This window comes from Curtobacterium sp. MCSS17_006, from assembly GCF_003234215.1.
GTDB classification, from domain to species: Bacteria; Actinomycetota; Actinomycetes; order Actinomycetales; family Microbacteriaceae; genus Curtobacterium; species Curtobacterium flaccumfaciens.
In genome coordinates, this window is the sequence record NZ_QKSO01000010.1 from 77,161 (window position 1) to 93,029 (window position 15,869).

Here is a 15,869-nt window from a genome sequence, read left to right on the forward strand (position 1 = left end):
ACTGGTCAGACCTGGACGGTCGTCACCGGCAGGGTCGAGTCCGCCGCGATGCCGAGGTCGCTCGGCGCGTGCCCCTCGGCCACGAGTCGGGCGCCGACGGCGGCGATCATCGCGCCGTTGTCCGTGCACAGGTCGAACGGCGGGATCCGGAGCCGCACGCCAGCGGCCGCGCAGCGCTCCTCAGCGACCTGTCGCAGTCGGGCGTTCGCGACGACCCCGCCACCGAGCAGCAGCCGGTCGACACCGGTGTCGCGGCACGCGTTCAGGGCCTTGGTCAGCAGGACGTCGACGACGGCCTCGCGGAAGCTCGCGGCGACGTCGGCCACCGGCACCTCGCGGCCCTCGTCACGGCAGCGCTCGACCCACCGTGCGACGGCGGTCTTGAGCCCCGAGAACGAGAAGTCGTACCGGTGCGCGGCCATGTCCTTCGGCAGCGTCAGTCCCCGGGGGAACCGGATCGCCGTCGGGTCGCCCTCGGCCGCCGCACGGTCGATCTGCGGGCCGCCGGGGTAGGGCAGTCCGAGCAGCCGCGCGACCTTGTCGAACGCCTCGCCCGCCGCGTCGTCGATCGTCTCGCCGAGCAGTTCGACGTCGCCGACCAGGTCCCGCACCAGCAGCAGCGACGTGTGGCCACCGGACACCAGCAGCGCGATCGTCGGCAGCTCGATCTCGCTGCCGTCCTCGCGCAGCACGTCGGCGCCGACGTGCCCGACCAGGTGGTTCACGCCGTACAGGGGCTTGCCGGTGGCCACGGCGAGCGCCTTCGCAGCGCCCACCCCGACCATGAGCGCCCCCGCCAGGCCCGGCCCGGCGGTCACCGCGACGGCGTCGAGTTCGTCGAGGGTGACGCCGGCACGCTCGAGCGCCTCGTGCAGCGTCGGGGTCATCGCCTCCAGGTGCGCCCGCGCGGCGACCTCGGGCACGACCCCGCCGTAGCGCGCGTGCTCGTCCATGCTCGAGGCGATCACGTTCGCCAGCAGGGTGCTCCCCCGCACGATGCCGACGCCGGTCTCGTCGCAGCTCGTCTCGATGCCGAGCACCAGTGGTTCAGTCGCGCGCACCGAGGGCCTCCTGTCCGATGGGTCCGACGACGGACGACCGCTCGGCGTCCGGGCCGGGCAGTTCCGCCCGCATCACCCACGCGTCGACGCCGTCCGGCTGGTAGTAGCGCGGCCGGGTCGCGATGTGCTCGAACCCGAACGCCGTGTACATCGCCTGCGCCACGGGGTTGTCCGCGCGCACCTCGAGGAACACCTCGCGCACACCGCGGCGCCGGGCCTCGTCGAGCAGTTCCGTGAACAGGACCCGCCCGAGGCCCTTGCCGCGCTGGTCCGCGGCGACGGCGATGGTCTGCACGTCGGCCACCGGGTTGCCCGCGAGCGACGAGAGGCCGGCGTACCCGACGACCAGCGGCGCGGACGTGTCGTCGGCCGTCTCGATCACGACGTAGTACCCGTGCGGTGAGTACAGCTCACCGGACATCTGCGACGCCGACCAGGCGTCCGTCGGGAACGAGACGTGCTCGAGCCACATGATGTCGTCGAGGTCCTGCGGGTGTGCTCGCCGCAGGCGGAGCCCGTCCGGCAGGGTCACTGCTTCACCCGCTTGGGCGCACCCGGCACCGTGACGTCGGGGTCGCGCAGGTACAGGGGCGTGTCCTGGTCGAACGCCGCACCGGACGCGAGCCGGTCCGCGGCGAGCGAGCCGAGCCTCCAGGCCGGGATGGACGCGACCGTCACGCGGTCCCAGCCCACCGCTTCGGGCCGGGAGGCGCGGATCGCGTCGTCGAGATCGGCGGGCCTGGCGAGTCCGGGGCCGGCCACGCGGACGCCGTCGGCATCGTAGGCGCTCCAGTAGACCTCGCGGCGGCGTGCGTCCGTGAGGACGACGAACGGTCCGGCGATGCCCGAGTCGCGCTGGTCGAGGGCCACCGCGTCGTGGCTGACGAGGGGCAGGACGGGGACGCCGCGAGCGGCAGCGAAGGTGCGGGCGGCGGCGATTCCGACGCGCAGGCCGGTGAAGGGGCCCGGGCCCATGCCGGCGACGACGCCGGTGACGTCGGCTCCGGTGATGCCGGCCTCGGCGAGGGTCTCGGCGAGGAACGGGCCGATCACCTCGGCGTGCCGGCGGCTGTCCTCGGTGTCGCGGGTCGCGAGGGCCTGGCCGGTGGCCGGGTCGACGACGGCGACGGAGGTCCCGGCGGAGGTGTCGATGGCGAGCAGCACCCGTCCATCGTAGGCGGGGCGGGGCAAGGCGTCAGTCCTCGTCGAGACTGCCAGCGACCGCGTTCCAGATCTCGTCGGCACGCCAGCGCTCGCGGCCGCCTCTGCCCGCTCGCCCGAGCGACCGGAGCCAGCCGTACTCCTCGGCTCGACGGAGCAACGCGGATGCCGTCGGCTGTGACACGCCGAGCGCCCTCCGGACCGACGCCACCGTGAGGACGGGGTTCTTGAAGATCACGTCGACGAGCCCGGGGAGCGCCGAACGCTCCGTCCGCGCAGCGAGGCGGTATCGCTCGCGGATCTCCACGAGCTTCCGGATCCGCTCGGCGCTGTCATTCGCTCGGACGGTCACCGCCTCGGCGAAGAACTGGATCCACTCGTTGACCTCTCCGCGCTCCCGAACGGCCTGCAACCGCTCGTAGTACTCGGTTCGGTGTTGTTCGAAGTACCCCGAGATGTGCAAGATCGGCGCGGGCAGGATGCCGTCTGCGATCAGCGAGAACCCGATCAGGAGGCGCCCGATCCGACCATTGCCGTCGAGGAACGGGTGGATCGTCTCGAACTGGTAGTGCATCAGAGCGCACTTCACCGTGACCGACATCGACTCCAGTGGTGCGTTGACGAAACGCTCCCAGTCGTCAAGGGTCTCGGGAAGGTGGTCCTGGTGCGGCGGGATGAACCGGGCAGTCTCCGGTCGAGCGTTCGGAGATCCGATCCACACTGGTGAGCGACGAAGCTCACCGGGCGACTTCTCGTCTCCGCGGACCTCCCGCATCAGGGTCTCGTGGAGCGAACAGATGAACCGTTGGGTGATGGGGAGATCTGCGAGGAGCGCCACTCCCTCGCGGGCGGCCCGGAGGTAGTTGTCCACCTCGCGGAGATCCTCGTCGAGGATCTCGTCGTCGTTCTCGACGCTGAGCACATCGCTCAGCGACGCCTGGGTTCCCTCGATGCGCGAACTCGCCAGCGCCTCCTGCGCCATGGACGGGCCGAGCAGGAGTTCTGGTTCCTGGATGAGCTGCCCGAGCCCGGCGAGCCGACCGATCGCGATGTCCGCGCGGGACACCGCGGCGTTGGTCATCGGCTCGAGGACAAGTTCACGTGGTAACGGCGCGGGCAAGAAGTAGGCGTGCGGCCACTCGGACAACGGACGCGTGGCGAGTGCGCCGAAGCGTTCTGATCGGAAGTCTTCTCGGCGCATCTCCTCATCATAAGCAAAGTGCCCTCTGCCCTATAACTTCAGATCGAACTTCCAAGCACCTGCACGTCGGGACGCGGGGACGTTCGATCCGTCATGCAAGTCAGGGGGCCGCGGCTAGTCGAAACGGACCGTGCTGGTGGGCGACGTCGCGCCCGTACCCGTCGCGGCCTCGTCCGCTGCTCCTCGAAGGTGCCGCAGCCGGGACCGCACACCGCCGTCCTGGCGACGCAGGACGATCGCAACGTCCGCCACGGACATCCCCGCGGCCGTCATTGCCTCGAGCCCGGTGTCCTCTTGCTGCGTCCACGGCGCGTAGGCGGCGGGCCGGTCGAGCCGAGCAGCGTCGACCTGCGGGTTGCCGGTCGGTGCAGCCCGGACCACCAGCGGGGACGACGGGTCGTCCGCTCCGGACGTCGTGGCGACGGCCGGCACCGGCGCCGACGCTGACCGCGGGCCGGTCGCCCGGACGTCCAGGCAGACGACGGCGGTCACCGGATGGCGTGCCACGACCGCTCCTGCGGGCGACCGGAACACCAACTCGGTGTCGTCACGGTCCACCGTGCCGACCTCCACGTCGCTGAAGCCGCCGGTGTCGAGGACGATGCGCATGGTTCCCCCGTTCGCGCTGACCAGATCTGCTGCGAGGCTACCGGTCGCCGGCCGGGGCACGGTCGACGACCGCCCGACGGACACCCTCCACCGCCGCGGCGACCGCGCGCTCGCGGGCCTCGGCGTCCTCGGTCTCGGAGTCGTGCACGAACACGGTGGCGCCCCGCCGGGCACCGCAGAAGTCGACAATGCCGTGCTCGACCTGCGTCCGGAGCCCCTCGGCGTACCCGTGCCGTTCGTACACGCCGGCGTCGTCGCCCGCGATCGGCACCAGGTGGACAGTGAGCCGTTCGAGCGCCCGACGGATGCCGCCGTCCGGATCGACGTCGAACGCCCAGCCGTTCACGAACACGCGGTCGATCCACCCCTTGAGCACCGCGGGCACGGACCACCACCAGACCGGGAACACGAGGACGAGGTCGGTGGCGCGGTCGATGCGCTGCTGCTCGGCGACGACGTCGGCCAGCGCGTCCGTGCCGGTCCGGTAGGTCTGCCGGTCGGCGAGGGTGAAGCGCGGGTCGAACCCCTCGGCCGCCAGGTCGGCGGTCTCGACCGTCCCCGCGGGCAGGGCGTCCCGCAGGCGAGCCGCGAGGTGGTGGGTGAGGGAGTCGGGGTCCGGGTGGGCGGTCACGATGAGCGTCGGCACACCGCATCCTCCCGGAGCCGGCTGGGTGGTACCGGGACACCCGCTGTCGCCCGGCCGCGCCGGCTCACACCGCGGTCAGGTCGAGGGACCAGGCGACCTCGCGCGCGAGCTGCCCGGTCCGCCGGAACGACCGGACCTGGTGGGTGGCGGCCAGGGCGGCCGCCAGGTCGTCGCGGTCGGCGAGGGTGAACCCGAGCGACTGCCAGAACGGACCGGAGCGCCGCGAGAACAGCCACGCCCGTCGCGCGCCCGTGACCGCGGCGTGGTCGACGGCGAAGCGCGCGAGCCGGGTGCCGTGGCCGAGCCCCCGGAGCTGCGGCGCGACCGCCACGCTGCGGACGAGCACGTGGACGCCGTCGGCGCTCGTCTCGTACCCGGTGCTGCCGACCACGCGGCCGTCCTCGGCACGGTCGACCCACAGCCGGACGGTCGGCTCGAGACCGGCACGGTCGTGGCCAGCACGGTCGAGCCCGGCGACGGTCAGGTCGGCACCGACGAGGAAGGTGCGGAGGTCGTCGACCGCACCGGTGTCCACGCGCTGCAGGGTCAGAGGTCGACGCCCGTCCAGCGCGGCCCCGTCGCGGTGACGACGACCCGGCGCGGCTCGTCGGGCACGTCGTCCGGATCGAGGTCGTCGTCGACACCGTGGTCGGCCGCGTCGGCGCCGGTGGCCCGGGTGATCTCGACGTCGAGCACGCTGTCGCTGATGCCGTCGACCATGCCGCGCCCCCACTCGACGACGACGATGGCGGCGTCCCAGTCGAGGTCGAGGTCGTCCAGCTCGACCGGGTCGGACAGACGGTAGGCGTCGACGTGCACCAGGTCGGGGCCGGCGGTCGTCGGGTGCGTCCGGGCGAGGACGAAGGTCGGGCTGGACACCTGGCCGCGCGCACCGAGTGCGGCGCCGAGCCCGCGCGTCAGGGTCGTCTTGCCGGCACCGAGCGGCCCGGTCAGCACGACGAGGTCCCCCGCGCGCAGCACGGCGGCCAGCCGGGCGCCGAGCTCCCCCATCGCGTCGGTGCCGTCGACGGTGGTGTCGAGCAGGACGCGCGCCGACTCGGTCACGGCCGCTCGCCCCGCAGGTACTCCCCGACCCGTCCCTCGATGTCGTGGCCCTCGTAGAACCGGGGCACACGACTGCCGATGCGGCAGACGATCTCTTCACCGATGGTCTCGAGCGCTGCGCCCCACTCGAGCACGGTCATCTCGTCGTGCTCGCCGGTGCCGAACAGCACGACGGTGTCGCCGGTCTGCACGTCGTCCTCGCCGACGTCCACCAGGAACTGGTCCATCGCGACGCGGCCGGCGATCGGGTAGCGCTTGCCGCGGATCGCGACCTCGATGCGGCCCTGCGCCAGACGCGGGACCCCGTCGGCGTACCCGACGGGCACGAGCGCCAGGGTCGTCTCGGTCGCCGTGCGGTACGTGTAGTCGTAGGAGACGCCCGTGTCGACGGGGACGCGCTTCGTCTTCGCGACCGACGCGGTCAGGGTCATCACCGGCTCGAGTCCGAGGTCGGCCGCCGAGACCCCGTCGGCTCCGGGGATGCCGAACAGGTTCGCGCCCATCCGGACCATGTCCTTGCGGAACTCCTTGCGCTCCAGCCCCGCGAGCGACGCGGCGACGTGCTCCATCGGGACGTCGAGCCCCAGGTCCTCGGCGATCTCGATCGCGGCGTCGAACACGGCGACCGCGGCGCTGTCCTCGTGGTCGGACGCCTCGGCCAGGTGCGTGTACGCGGCGACGACCTCGATGCGGCCGCTCCGCTGGGCGTCCCGGGCGAGCTCGACGAGCGCCGGCCAGTCCGCCGGGGTCGCGCCGTCGCGGTGCAGGCCGGAGTCGACGCCGAGGTGCACCCGGGCCGGTCGCTGGTCGACGGCGTCGATGATGCGCTGCAGCTCGGCGACGTTCGAGACGCCGAGGTCGACGGCCGAGTCGATGGCGTCACGGAAGTCCAGGTCGGAGTCGTGCTGCCAGGTGAACAGGTGGACGTCCTCGCCGACGCCGATCGAGCGCAGGCGCAGGGCCGCGGGCACCGTCAGCACACCGATCCAGCGGATGCCGGCGTCGACGGCGGCGAGCGCGATCGGCTCGAGGCCGTGCCCGTAGGCGTCGGCCTTCATGATCGCCATGACGGCGACCGGGTCCATCCACTCGCGGACACGGTCGAGGTTGGCCCGGTAGGCGTCGAGGTCGATGCGCGCCTGACGCAGCGGTGCGGAGCTCACGTCGTCCTCCGTTCCACGCTGCGGCCGATCCGGGCGACCACCTCGTAGTTGATCGTGCCGATGGCGTCGGCCCAGTCCTCGACGGCGGGGTCGCCGTTCGCGGGGTCGCCCCACAGCACCGCCTCGTCACCGACCTGGACGTCGGCATCGCCGATGTCGACGTGCATGGCGTTCATCGCGACACGTCCGACCACCGGGAACGTCCGGTCGCCGATCCGCACCGAGACCCGGTTGCCGAAGTCGCGGTCGAAGCCGTCGGCGTAGCCGAGGCCGATCACGGCGAGACGGGTGTCCGTCTCGGCGCGCCACGTGTAGCCGTAGGAGACGCCGTCGCCCGCGGCGACCGGCACGGTGCGGAGCACGGCGGCGGTGACCCGCATCGCCGGGCGCAGCCCCAGGTCGGCCGAGGTGCGACCGTCGAAGGGGCTCAGCCCGTACAGGGCGAGCCCGACGCGGGACAGGTCGTGGCGGGTCTCCGGCACGGCGATGCTCGCGGCACTCGCGGCGAGGTGCACCACGTCCGGCACGATGCCGTTCGCGGCGAGGCCGTCCAGCGCCCGCTGCAGTGCGGCGTCCTGGTCGAGGTCGTCGGTGCGCGACGCGTTCGACAGGTGGGACATGAGCCCCTCGACCCGGGTGCGGTTGCCGCCGCGGGCCAGGGCGCCGGCGGTCGCGAAGAGCTCGGCCCACTCGGACTCGACCGCACCGTTGCGGCTCAGGCCGGTGTCGACGCACAGGTGCACGGCGCGGACGTCGGAGTCGGCTGCTGCGGAGAGCTGCTCGACGCTCGACACCGCGGGGGTGACGTCGAACTGCGCGGCGCGACGGAAGTCCTCGTCGGGGGCGTGCAGCCACGCGAGGATCCGGACCCCCTCGTCGATGCCGCCCTGACGCAGCGCGACGGCCTCGTCGATGTCGGCGACCCCGAGCCACTCGGCACCGGCGTCCACGAAGGCCTGCGCGGCGTCGAGGGCGCCGTGGCCGTAGGCGTTCGCCTTGACCACCGCGATGACCCCGGCCGGGGCGACCCGGTCGGCGATGGTCGCGTAGTTCTCGATCAGGGCTCCGCGATCGACCGTGATGCCGGTGAACGCACTCACCGGAGAGTTCCTTCCAGGACCACGTCTGTTCCTTCCAGGACCACGAACGCGGTCGCGATCCCTCCATCATGCGAGAGCGACAGGTGCACGCTCGTCACGCCACGCGCGTCCGCCACCTGCCGGGCGCCCTGGTGCAGGGTGAGCGACGGGTTCCGCTGGTCATCGGACACGACCTCGAGGTCCTGCCAGCTGAGCCCGGCACTCGACCCGAAGGCCTTGATCAGGGCTTCCTTGGCAGCGAACCGTGCGGCGAGGGACGCGATCGGCCGGGGTTCGCCGTCACGGACCTGCTCGGACGGCGTGAACAGCCGCGTCCGCATCGCCGGTGTGCGCTCCAGCACCCGTTCGAACCGCTCCAGGTCGACCACGTCGACCCCGATCCCGATGATCACCGTCGCGACTACTCGACGGTGACCGACTTCGCGAGGTTGCGTGGCTGGTCGACGTCCAGGCCCTTGGCCGCAGCGAGCTCCATGCCGAACATGTGCAGCGGTGCCACGGCGAGCAGCGGCTCGAACAGCGGGGTCGCCAGCGGGATCCGCAGGACCTCGTCGGCGAAGGGCAGCACCGCAGCGTCGCCCTCTTCGGCGATCGCGATCACCCGGGCACCGCGGGCGCGGATCTCCTGGATGTTCGAGACGACCTTCGGGTGCAACGACCGGGGGTCGCGCGGCGACGGCACGATGACGAAGACGATCTGGCCCGGCTCGATCAGGGCGATCGGACCGTGCTTGAGTTCACCGGCGGCGAAGCCCTCGGCGTGGATGTACGCGAGCTCCTTGAGCTTGAGGGCACCCTCGAGCGCGATCGGGTAGCCGACGTGGCGGCCGAGGAACAGCACGCTCCGGGTGTCCGCCATCCAGCGCGCCAGGTCCTTGATGCCGGCGGCGTCCTCGATGGTCTGCTGCAGCTTCGGCGCGAGCCCCTCGAGCTCGGCGACCTGCTCGGCGATCTGCTCGGTGGTGAGCGTGCCGCGCAGCGTCGCCAGGTGCAGCCCGAGCAGGTAGAGCGCGACGCCCTGGGCGATGAAGGCCTTGGTCGACGCGACGGCGACCTCGGGCCCGGCGTGCGTGTAGATCACGGCGTCGGACTCACGCGGGATCGTGGCGCCCTGGGTGTTGCAGATCGACAGGACCTGCGCGCCCTGCTCGCGGGCGTACTTGACGGCCATGAGCGTATCCATGGTCTCGCCGGACTGGCTGATCGAGACGACCAGGGTGCGCTCGTTCAGCACCGGGTCGCGGTAGCGGAACTCGTGCGCGAGCTCGACCTCGACCGGGATGCGGGCCCACTGCTCGATGGCGTACTTGCCGAGGATGCCGGCGTAGGCGGCGGTGCCGCAGGCGATCACGATGACGCGGTCGACGGTCGCCAGGCGCTCGGCGATCGGGTCGAGGTCGGTCAGCGTGACGGCGCCGTCGTGGACGCGACCGAGGATCGTCTTCGCGACGGCCTCGGGCTCCTCGCTGATCTCCTTCGCCATGAACGAGCTCCAACCGCCCTTGTCGGCGGCGGAGGCGTCCCAGTTGACCTCGAACTCGGTCGGCGTGGCCGGGGTGCCGTCGAAGTGGATGACGTCCACGCCGTCGGGGCGGATCGTGGCGATCTCGTCCTGCCCGATCGACAGCGCGCGCTGCGTGTAGGCGACGAAGGCGGCGACGTCCGAGCCCATGAAGTTCTCACCGTCGCCGAGCCCGACCACCAGGGGCGAGTTGCGACGGGCACCGACGACGACGCCGGGCTGGTCGGCGTGCACGACGAGGAGCGTGAAGGCCCCTTCGAGCCGCTGCACGGCCTGCTGCATGGCTGCGGTCAGGTCACCGGTGTCGCGGAAGGCCCGTCCGACCAGGTGCGCGGCGACCTCGGAGTCGGTCTCGCTGCGGAACTCGATGCCCTCGGCCTGCAGTTCGGCGCGGAGCTCGGAGAAGTTCTCGATGATGCCGTTGTGGATGAGGGCGAGTTTGTCGCCGTCGGCCAGGTGCGGGTGGGCGTTGCCGTCGGTCGGGCCACCGTGGGTCGCCCAGCGGGTGTGCCCGATGCCCGTCGTGCCGTCCGGGATGGGCGACGACTCGAGCTCGTCGACCAGAGCCTGGAGCTTGCCGGCCTTCTTGGCCGACACGAGGTCTCCGGCTGGGTCGACGACGGCGATGCCCGCCGAGTCGTAGCCGCGGTACTCGAGGCGACGGAGGCCACCGAGGAGGACGTCCTGGCTGCTGTTGCTGCCGACGTAGCCGACGATTCCACACATGGAACCGATCCTACGGTCTGCCTGGACGCCGACCCTGCGAAGCGACCGAGGGGAGTGGATCGAGCACAATCGGGAGCATTCTGCGAAATCCGTTAGACAAGCGTAGACTCTCCTCGATGCACGCCGCACTGAACCCGTACTCGCCAGGCGCCGGCCTGCGCCCCCCGGAGCTGGTCGGGCGCGACGCCGAGATCGAGGCGTTCGACCTCGTCGTGGCACGGTCGCGGCGCGCGCTCGGAACGCGCAGCATGATCCTCCACGGGCTGCGTGGGGTCGGGAAGACCGTCCTCCTGAACCAGTTCCGCATGCAGGCTGACGCCGCGGAGTGGTTGGTGGTCGACGTCGAAGGGCAGACGAGCGTGTCCGGCCGCGAGGGTGCTCGACGGAGGCTCGCGCGAGAGATCGCGCTCGCAGCACGTCGCCTCGCCCGCGGCCGCTCGGTCAGCGCAGCCGTGCAGCGCGCGCTCGGCACGGTCACGTCGTTCGGTGTGCACTTCGGGAACATCGGCTTCGACCTGGGGTTCTCCGCCGTCGAGGGTCGCGCGGACTCCGGCGTCATCGAGATCGACCTCGAGGAACTCGTCGAGGACCTCGCCCCCGCGCTGCGGGAGCAGAACCGGGCGCTCGCACTCTTCATCGACGAGGTCCAGGACCTCGACATTGAGTTGCTCTCCGCGCTGTTGTCCGTCCAGCACCGGGCCGGACAACGTGGCTGGCCGTTCGTGATGGTCGGGGCCGGTCTGCCGAACGTACCGGCCAAGCTGACGGCGGCCCGGTCCTACGCCGAGCGCCTCTTCGACTACCGGGAGATCGGGTCACTGCCGTCGGGAGCAGCCGCTGACGCACTCACCGTTCCGGCCGCCCGCTCCGGGGTGACTTTCGACGCCGCGGCGCTCGATCTCCTCATCGATGCCTCGGGCGGGTACCCGTACTACCTCCAGACCTACGGGGCGGCGGCGTGGGACCTCGCGGCCGACCGACGGATCACCCACGATGACGCAGCAGCTGCCGTCGACCGCGGCAACGCAGAACTCGACAGCGGTTTCTTCCCGGCCCGCTGGGACCGTGCCACACCTGCGGAGCGGCAGTACCTCGTGGCGATGTCGGACGACCCGGCCGGCGTCTCCGGGACTGCCGTCGTGGCATCGCGCCTCGGTGCGGAACCGAAGGGGACCAGCCCGGCACGACAGGGACTGATCGAGAAGGGCATCATCTACGCGCCCGAGCGCGGCAAGGTGGCGTTCACGGTGCCGAACATGGGCGAGTTCGTCCGCCGTCAGGCCGATCTCGACATCGTGGACTAGCGTCCGGGCCATGGGACGCTTCGACGACATCGCCATCACCACGCTGCACGGCGAGGACACCACGTTCGGCGCCTACGCCGACAAGGCCGTACTGGTCGTGAACGTCGCCTCCCGGTGCGGCCTCGCCCCGCAGTACGAGCAGCTCGAGGCCCTGCAGAAGCAGTACGGCCCCCGAGGGTTCACGGTGCTGGGCTTCCCGAGCAACCAGTTCCTGCAGGAGCTCGGCTCGTCCGAGGCGATCGACGAGTACTGCTCCACCACCTGGGGTGTCACGTTCCCGATGTCCGAGAAGGTCAAGGTCAACGGCAAGAGCGCGCACCCGCTGTACCAGGCCCTCAAGGAGACTCCGGACGCCGACGGCAAGGCCGGCCGGGTCGCCTGGAACTTCGAGAAGTTCCTCGTCGCCCCCGACGGCACCGTCACGCGCTTCCGCCCCACCACGAAGCCGGACGCCCCCGAGGTCGTCGCCGCCATCGAGGCGGCCCTCCCCGCCTGACGCGTCGCGTCCTGCGGACGCGCACCGAGCACTGGACGGGAGGCCCGGGGCACGTGAGCCGACCGGCTCACGTCCACCGGGCCTCCCGTCTGTACGCTCGATCCCATGCCGTTCTCGGAGACCGCCGTCGCGCACCCGACCCCGTTCGTGGAGATCCCGCGTGACGAGTGGTCCCAGCTCGCCCCGAAGGAGCACCTGTCGCTCACCGAGACCGAGATCGTGCAGCTGCGCGGTCTCGGCGACCGGTTGGACATGCAGGAGGTGCAGGAGGTCTACCTGCCCCTGTCCCGCCTGCTCACGCTCTACGCCGCCGGCGCGCGGAACCTGCACGCCGAGACGAGCCGGTTCCTCGGGGAGCGCGCCGGACGCACGCCGTTCGTCATCGGCGTCGCGGGCTCCGTCGCGGTCGGCAAGTCCACCGTCGCCCGTCTGCTGCGCGAGCTGACGAAACGCTGGCCGGACACCCCTCGGGTCGAGCTCGTGACGACCGACGGCTTCCTGTACCCGAACGCGGAGCTCGAGCGCCGCGGGATCATGGACCGGAAGGGCTTCCCGGAGTCGTACGACCGCCGCTCCCTGCTGCGCTTCGTGAGCCAGGTGAAGAGCGGGGCGACCGAGGTCCGCGCGCCGTACTACTCGCACCTGGTCTACGACATCGTGCCCGATGCCGAGATCGTCGTCCGGCAGCCCGACGTGCTCATCGTCGAGGGCCTCAACGTGCTGGCGCCCCCGGTGCACGGGCGGCTCGCGCTGTCCGACCTGTTCGACTTCACGATCTACGTGGACGCGAAGACGAAGGACATCGAGTCCTGGTACGTCGACCGGTTCCTCGCCCTGCAGGAAGAGGCGTTCTCGAGCCCCGACTCGTTCTTCCACCGGTTCGCCTCGCTCTCGCGTGAGGACGCGGTCCGGACGGCGACCGAGGTCTGGCGGGCGATCAACGAGCCGAACCTGATCGAGAACGTGCTGCCCACGCGCTCCCGCGCCACGCTGGTCCTCAAGAAGGGCGCGAACCACAAGGTGAACTCGGTCCTGCTCCGCAAGATCTGAGCGGAGGGGGCAGCGCAGCCAGCAGGGCAGCGCAAAACACCGGTGTTCGCGAGCTGAACCGCGTTCTGCGCGTGTTCAACCGGCGAACACCGGTGTCTTGCGGAGGGGAACCTACGCGGCGTCGAGCGCCAGGCGGTCCTGCACGACGGCGGCGAGCTCCTCGGCGATGCGCTGGGCATCGTCCTGCGAAGCGGCCTCGACCATGACGCGAACGACCGGCTCGGTGCCCGACGGACGGAGCAGCACGCGGCCGCTGTCCCCGAGCGCCTCGCTGGCGGCAGCGATGGCGTCCTGCACGCCCTGGTCGGCCAGCCCGTGACGATCGACGCCCCGGACGTTGAGCAGCACCTGCGGGAACACCGTCATGCACGAGGCGAGCTCCTGCAGGGTCTTGCCCGTGCGCGCCATCTCGGCGACCAGGTGCAGCCCGGTCAGGATGCCGTCACCCGTGGTGGCGAACTCGTTGAAGATGATGTGGCCGGACTGCTCGCCACCGATGGAGTAGTCGCCCTCGGTCATCTTCTCGAGCACGTAGCGGTCGCCCACGCCGGCCTCGATCACGGTGATGCCCGCGTCGGCCATGGCGCGCTTCAGCCCGAGGTTCGACATGACCGTCGCGACGAGGGTGTCGTCCTTCAGTCGTCCGCGCTCCTGCAGGGACAGCGCGAGGATCGCCATGATCTGGTCGCCGTCGATCGCGTTGCCCGCGGCGTCGACCGCCAGGCAGCGGTCCGCGTCCCCGTCGTGCGCGATGCCGACGTCGGCACCGTGCTCGAGCACCGCGCGGGCGAGGTTGTCGATGTGGGTCGAACCGACGCCGTCGTTGATGTTCCAGCCGTCGGGGTCGGCGCCGATGAGCGTCACGCGGGCTCCCGCGTTGACGAAGACCTCGGGCGAGACGCCGGCGGCGGCACCGTTCGCGCAGTCGAGCACGACGTGGATGCCGTCGAGCCGGTGCGGCAGCGTGCCGAGCAGGTGCACCACGTAGCGGTCCTCGGCGTCGGCGAACCGCGAGATGCGCCCGACGTCGATGCCGGTGGGGGTGGGTGCGGAGTGGTCGTGCATGGCCGCTTCGATGCGGTCCTCGACCTCGTCCGGCAGCTTGCGGCCACCCGTGGCGAAGAACTTGATCCCGTTGTCGGGAGCGGGGTTGTGCGATGCGGAGATCATCACGCCGAAGTCGGCGTCGATGTCCGCGACGAGGAACGCCGCGGCGGGGGTGGGGATGACCCCGGCGTCGAGCACGTCGACGCCGGCCGAGGCGAGCCCGGCCGCGACGGCGGCACCGAGGAACTCGCCGGAGACGCGCGGGTCACGCGCGAGGACCGCGCGCGGGCGCGGTCGGCCCGACGCCCGGCGGGCGTCGGCATGGTGTCCGTGTGTGAGGACGGCCGCGCTCGCCTGGGCAAGACCCAGTGCGAGCGCGGCCGTCAGCTCGCCGTTGGCGAGACCACGAACCCCGTCGGTACCGAACAGACGCGGCATTGCGATCTTCAGCCGGTGACGACTAGCGCTTCGAGAACTGCGAAGCCTTGCGGGCCTTCTTGAGACCGGCCTTCTTGCGCTCGATGACGCGGGCGTCACGGGTGAGGAAGCCGGCCTTCTTGAGGGCCGCGCGGTTGTTCTCGCGGTCGATCTCGTTCAGGGTGCGGGCGATGGCGAGGCGGAGCGCGCCGGCCTGACCCGAGGGGCCGCCACCGGTGATGCGGGCGACGACGTCGTACGAGCCGAGGAGCTCGAGCACCTTGAAGGGGTCGTTGATGAGCTGCTGGTGCAGCTTGTTCGGGAAGTAGTCCTCGAGCGTGCGGCCGTTCACGACGAACGTGCCGGAGCCCGGGACGAGCCGGACGCGCGCGATGGCCTCCTTGCGGCGCCCGACGGCACCGCCGGAGACGTTGAGGATCTGACGGGGAGCGGCCTCGGCAGCGGCGGGTGCGCTCTCCGTGGTGAAGCTCTCCGGGGTCTGGTCGAGGGAATCAGCGATCTGAGCCATGAGTTTTCTGTGTCCTTGAAGTCGTCGTGGCCGGAACTACTGTGCGACCTGGTCGAAGATGTACGGCTTGGGCTGCTGTGCGGCGTGCGGGTGCTCCGCGCCGGCGTAGACCTTCAGCTTCTTGAGCTGCTCGCGGCCGAGGGTGTTCTTCGGCAGCATGCCGCGGATCGCCTTCTCGACGGCGCGGGTGGGGTGCTTCTCGAGCATCTCCGGGTAGGAGGTCGCCGTCAGGCCGCCCGGGTAACCCGAGTGACGGTAGTAGACCTTCTTCGCGAGCTTCGAACCGGTCAGGGCGACCTTGTCGGCGTTCACGATGATGACGAAGTCACCCATGTCCATGTGCTGGGCGAAGGTGGCCTTGTGCTTGCCGCGCAGGAGCGCCGCGGCGTGGGTGGCGAGACGGCCGAGGACGACGTCGGTGGCGTCGATGACGATCCAGTCGTGCTGGACGTCTGCCGGCTTCGGTGAGAACGTGCGAGTCACAGGAGTGCTGCTTTCGTGTCGAGGTGAGGAGTCCGTGAATCCCACTCCGGTCGGGAGTTCCACGGGCAGAAGCACGGGGAACACCTCGGTTGGAGGGCTCATCTGACTGTCCGCGCGCGGGGCGCACAGACCAAGGTGAGAGCCTAGCCGACGCGGGGTACGTCGGTCAAACGCGGCCGGCTGCCGGCCTGGAGGCGCGGGGCGGCCCCGCACCGCGCCTCCAGGCCGTCGCGCGGTCGCGCCCACCGCGCATGGTGAGCAGGAATGGTCGGGTTCGCTGTGCGAACCC

Annotated in this window: 18 protein-coding genes; 3 read left to right on the plus strand and 15 right to left on the minus strand. The window is 71.2% G+C overall.

Going from position 1 to position 15,869, the window contains the following annotated elements:
• Positions 1–5: 5 nt before the first annotated feature.
• The 12 genes from tsaD to glmS all read right to left on the minus strand — a co-directional run bounded on the left by tsaD (position 6) and on the right by glmS (position 10,254).
• Positions 6–1,061 carry a tRNA (adenosine(37)-N6)-threonylcarbamoyltransferase complex transferase subunit TsaD gene (gene tsaD / locus DEJ21_RS11085; protein ID WP_111224624.1) on the minus strand — a complete coding sequence of 352 codons (1,056 nt, stop codon included), beginning with the start codon at positions 1,059–1,061 and terminating at the stop codon, positions 6–8.
• A complete protein-coding gene (gene rimI / locus DEJ21_RS11090) occupies positions 1,048–1,593 on the minus strand; it encodes a ribosomal protein S18-alanine N-acetyltransferase (RefSeq protein WP_111224625.1) in 546 nt (181 codons plus the stop codon). Before rimI ends, tsaD begins: the two co-directional genes overlap by 14 nt.
• Positions 1,590–2,225, minus strand: coding sequence for a tRNA (adenosine(37)-N6)-threonylcarbamoyltransferase complex dimerization subunit type 1 TsaB (gene tsaB, locus DEJ21_RS11095; RefSeq protein ID WP_111224626.1), 636 nt, complete (start codon positions 2,223–2,225; stop codon positions 1,590–1,592). The genes rimI and tsaB overlap by 4 nt, the downstream gene beginning before the upstream one ends.
• Before the next feature lie 31 nt (positions 2,226–2,256).
• Positions 2,257–3,423, minus strand: a complete 1,167-nt coding sequence (locus tag DEJ21_RS11100) for a Fic family protein (protein WP_111224627.1) — start codon at positions 3,421–3,423, stop codon at positions 2,257–2,259.
• A gap of 114 nt (positions 3,424–3,537) precedes the next feature.
• Positions 3,538–4,032, minus strand: coding sequence for a hypothetical protein (locus tag DEJ21_RS11105; protein ID WP_128780465.1), 495 nt, complete (start codon positions 4,030–4,032; stop codon positions 3,538–3,540).
• A gap of 37 nt (positions 4,033–4,069) precedes the next feature.
• Positions 4,070–4,678 (minus strand): NAD(P)H-dependent oxidoreductase, encoded by a 609-nt coding sequence (locus tag DEJ21_RS11110; RefSeq protein WP_111087749.1) that lies wholly within the window; start codon positions 4,676–4,678, stop codon positions 4,070–4,072.
• 64 nt (positions 4,679–4,742) lie between these two features.
• Positions 4,743–5,213, minus strand: coding sequence for a GNAT family N-acetyltransferase (locus DEJ21_RS11115; RefSeq protein WP_111032258.1), 471 nt, complete (start codon positions 5,211–5,213; stop codon positions 4,743–4,745).
• A gap of 11 nt (positions 5,214–5,224) precedes the next feature.
• Positions 5,225–5,743 carry a tRNA (adenosine(37)-N6)-threonylcarbamoyltransferase complex ATPase subunit type 1 TsaE gene (gene tsaE, locus DEJ21_RS11120; protein ID WP_181435852.1) on the minus strand — a complete coding sequence of 173 codons (519 nt, stop codon included), beginning with the start codon at positions 5,741–5,743 and terminating at the stop codon, positions 5,225–5,227.
• A complete protein-coding gene (alr, locus tag DEJ21_RS11125) occupies positions 5,740–6,906 on the minus strand; it encodes an alanine racemase (protein WP_181435853.1) in 1,167 nt (388 codons plus the stop codon). Before alr (DEJ21_RS11125) ends, tsaE begins: the two co-directional genes overlap by 4 nt.
• Entirely contained in the window at positions 6,903–8,006 is a 1,104-nt protein-coding gene (gene alr, locus DEJ21_RS11130) for an alanine racemase (RefSeq protein WP_071406148.1), read from the minus strand. The genes alr (DEJ21_RS11125) and alr (DEJ21_RS11130) overlap by 4 nt, the downstream gene beginning before the upstream one ends.
• Complete coding sequence (locus DEJ21_RS11135) at positions 8,003–8,398, minus strand: holo-ACP synthase (protein ID WP_111224629.1); 396 nt, start codon at positions 8,396–8,398, stop codon at positions 8,003–8,005. Before DEJ21_RS11135 ends, alr (DEJ21_RS11130) begins: the two co-directional genes overlap by 4 nt.
• 8 nt (positions 8,399–8,406) lie before the next feature.
• A complete protein-coding gene (gene glmS, locus DEJ21_RS11140; RefSeq protein ID WP_042537488.1) occupies positions 8,407–10,254 on the minus strand; it encodes a glutamine--fructose-6-phosphate transaminase (isomerizing) in 1,848 nt (615 codons plus the stop codon).
• Between the two features lie 116 nt (positions 10,255–10,370).
• On the opposite strand from glmS, the gene DEJ21_RS11145 reads away from it, so the two are divergent.
• The 3 genes from DEJ21_RS11145 to coaA all read left to right on the plus strand — a co-directional run bounded on the left by DEJ21_RS11145 (position 10,371) and on the right by coaA (position 13,104).
• Entirely contained in the window at positions 10,371–11,558 is a 1,188-nt protein-coding gene (locus DEJ21_RS11145; protein ID WP_111224630.1) for an ATP-binding protein, read from the plus strand.
• 10 nt (positions 11,559–11,568) lie between these two features.
• Positions 11,569–12,054 (plus strand): glutathione peroxidase, encoded by a 486-nt coding sequence (locus DEJ21_RS11150; RefSeq protein WP_071245463.1) that lies wholly within the window; start codon positions 11,569–11,571, stop codon positions 12,052–12,054.
• Positions 12,055–12,159: 105 nt separating this feature from the next.
• Positions 12,160–13,104 (plus strand): type I pantothenate kinase, encoded by a 945-nt coding sequence (coaA, locus tag DEJ21_RS11155; RefSeq protein ID WP_027466714.1) that lies wholly within the window; start codon positions 12,160–12,162, stop codon positions 13,102–13,104.
• 111 nt (positions 13,105–13,215) lie between these two features.
• On the opposite strand, the gene glmM is transcribed toward coaA, so the two are convergent.
• The 3 genes from glmM to rplM are packed head-to-tail and all read right to left on the minus strand — an operon-like array spanning position 13,216 to position 15,580.
• Positions 13,216–14,589 carry a phosphoglucosamine mutase gene (gene glmM, locus DEJ21_RS11160; protein WP_071406153.1) on the minus strand — a complete coding sequence of 458 codons (1,374 nt, stop codon included), beginning with the start codon at positions 14,587–14,589 and terminating at the stop codon, positions 13,216–13,218.
• 22 nt (positions 14,590–14,611) lie between these two features.
• The gene (gene rpsI, locus DEJ21_RS11165; RefSeq protein ID WP_017885499.1) at positions 14,612–15,097 is read right to left on the minus strand and encodes a 30S ribosomal protein S9; all 486 of its coding nucleotides are present in this window, start codon (positions 15,095–15,097) and stop codon (positions 14,612–14,614) included.
• A gap of 36 nt (positions 15,098–15,133) precedes the next feature.
• Positions 15,134–15,580, minus strand: coding sequence for a 50S ribosomal protein L13 (gene rplM / locus DEJ21_RS11170; RefSeq protein ID WP_027466717.1), 447 nt, complete (start codon positions 15,578–15,580; stop codon positions 15,134–15,136).
• Positions 15,581–15,869: the final 289 nt, after the last annotated feature.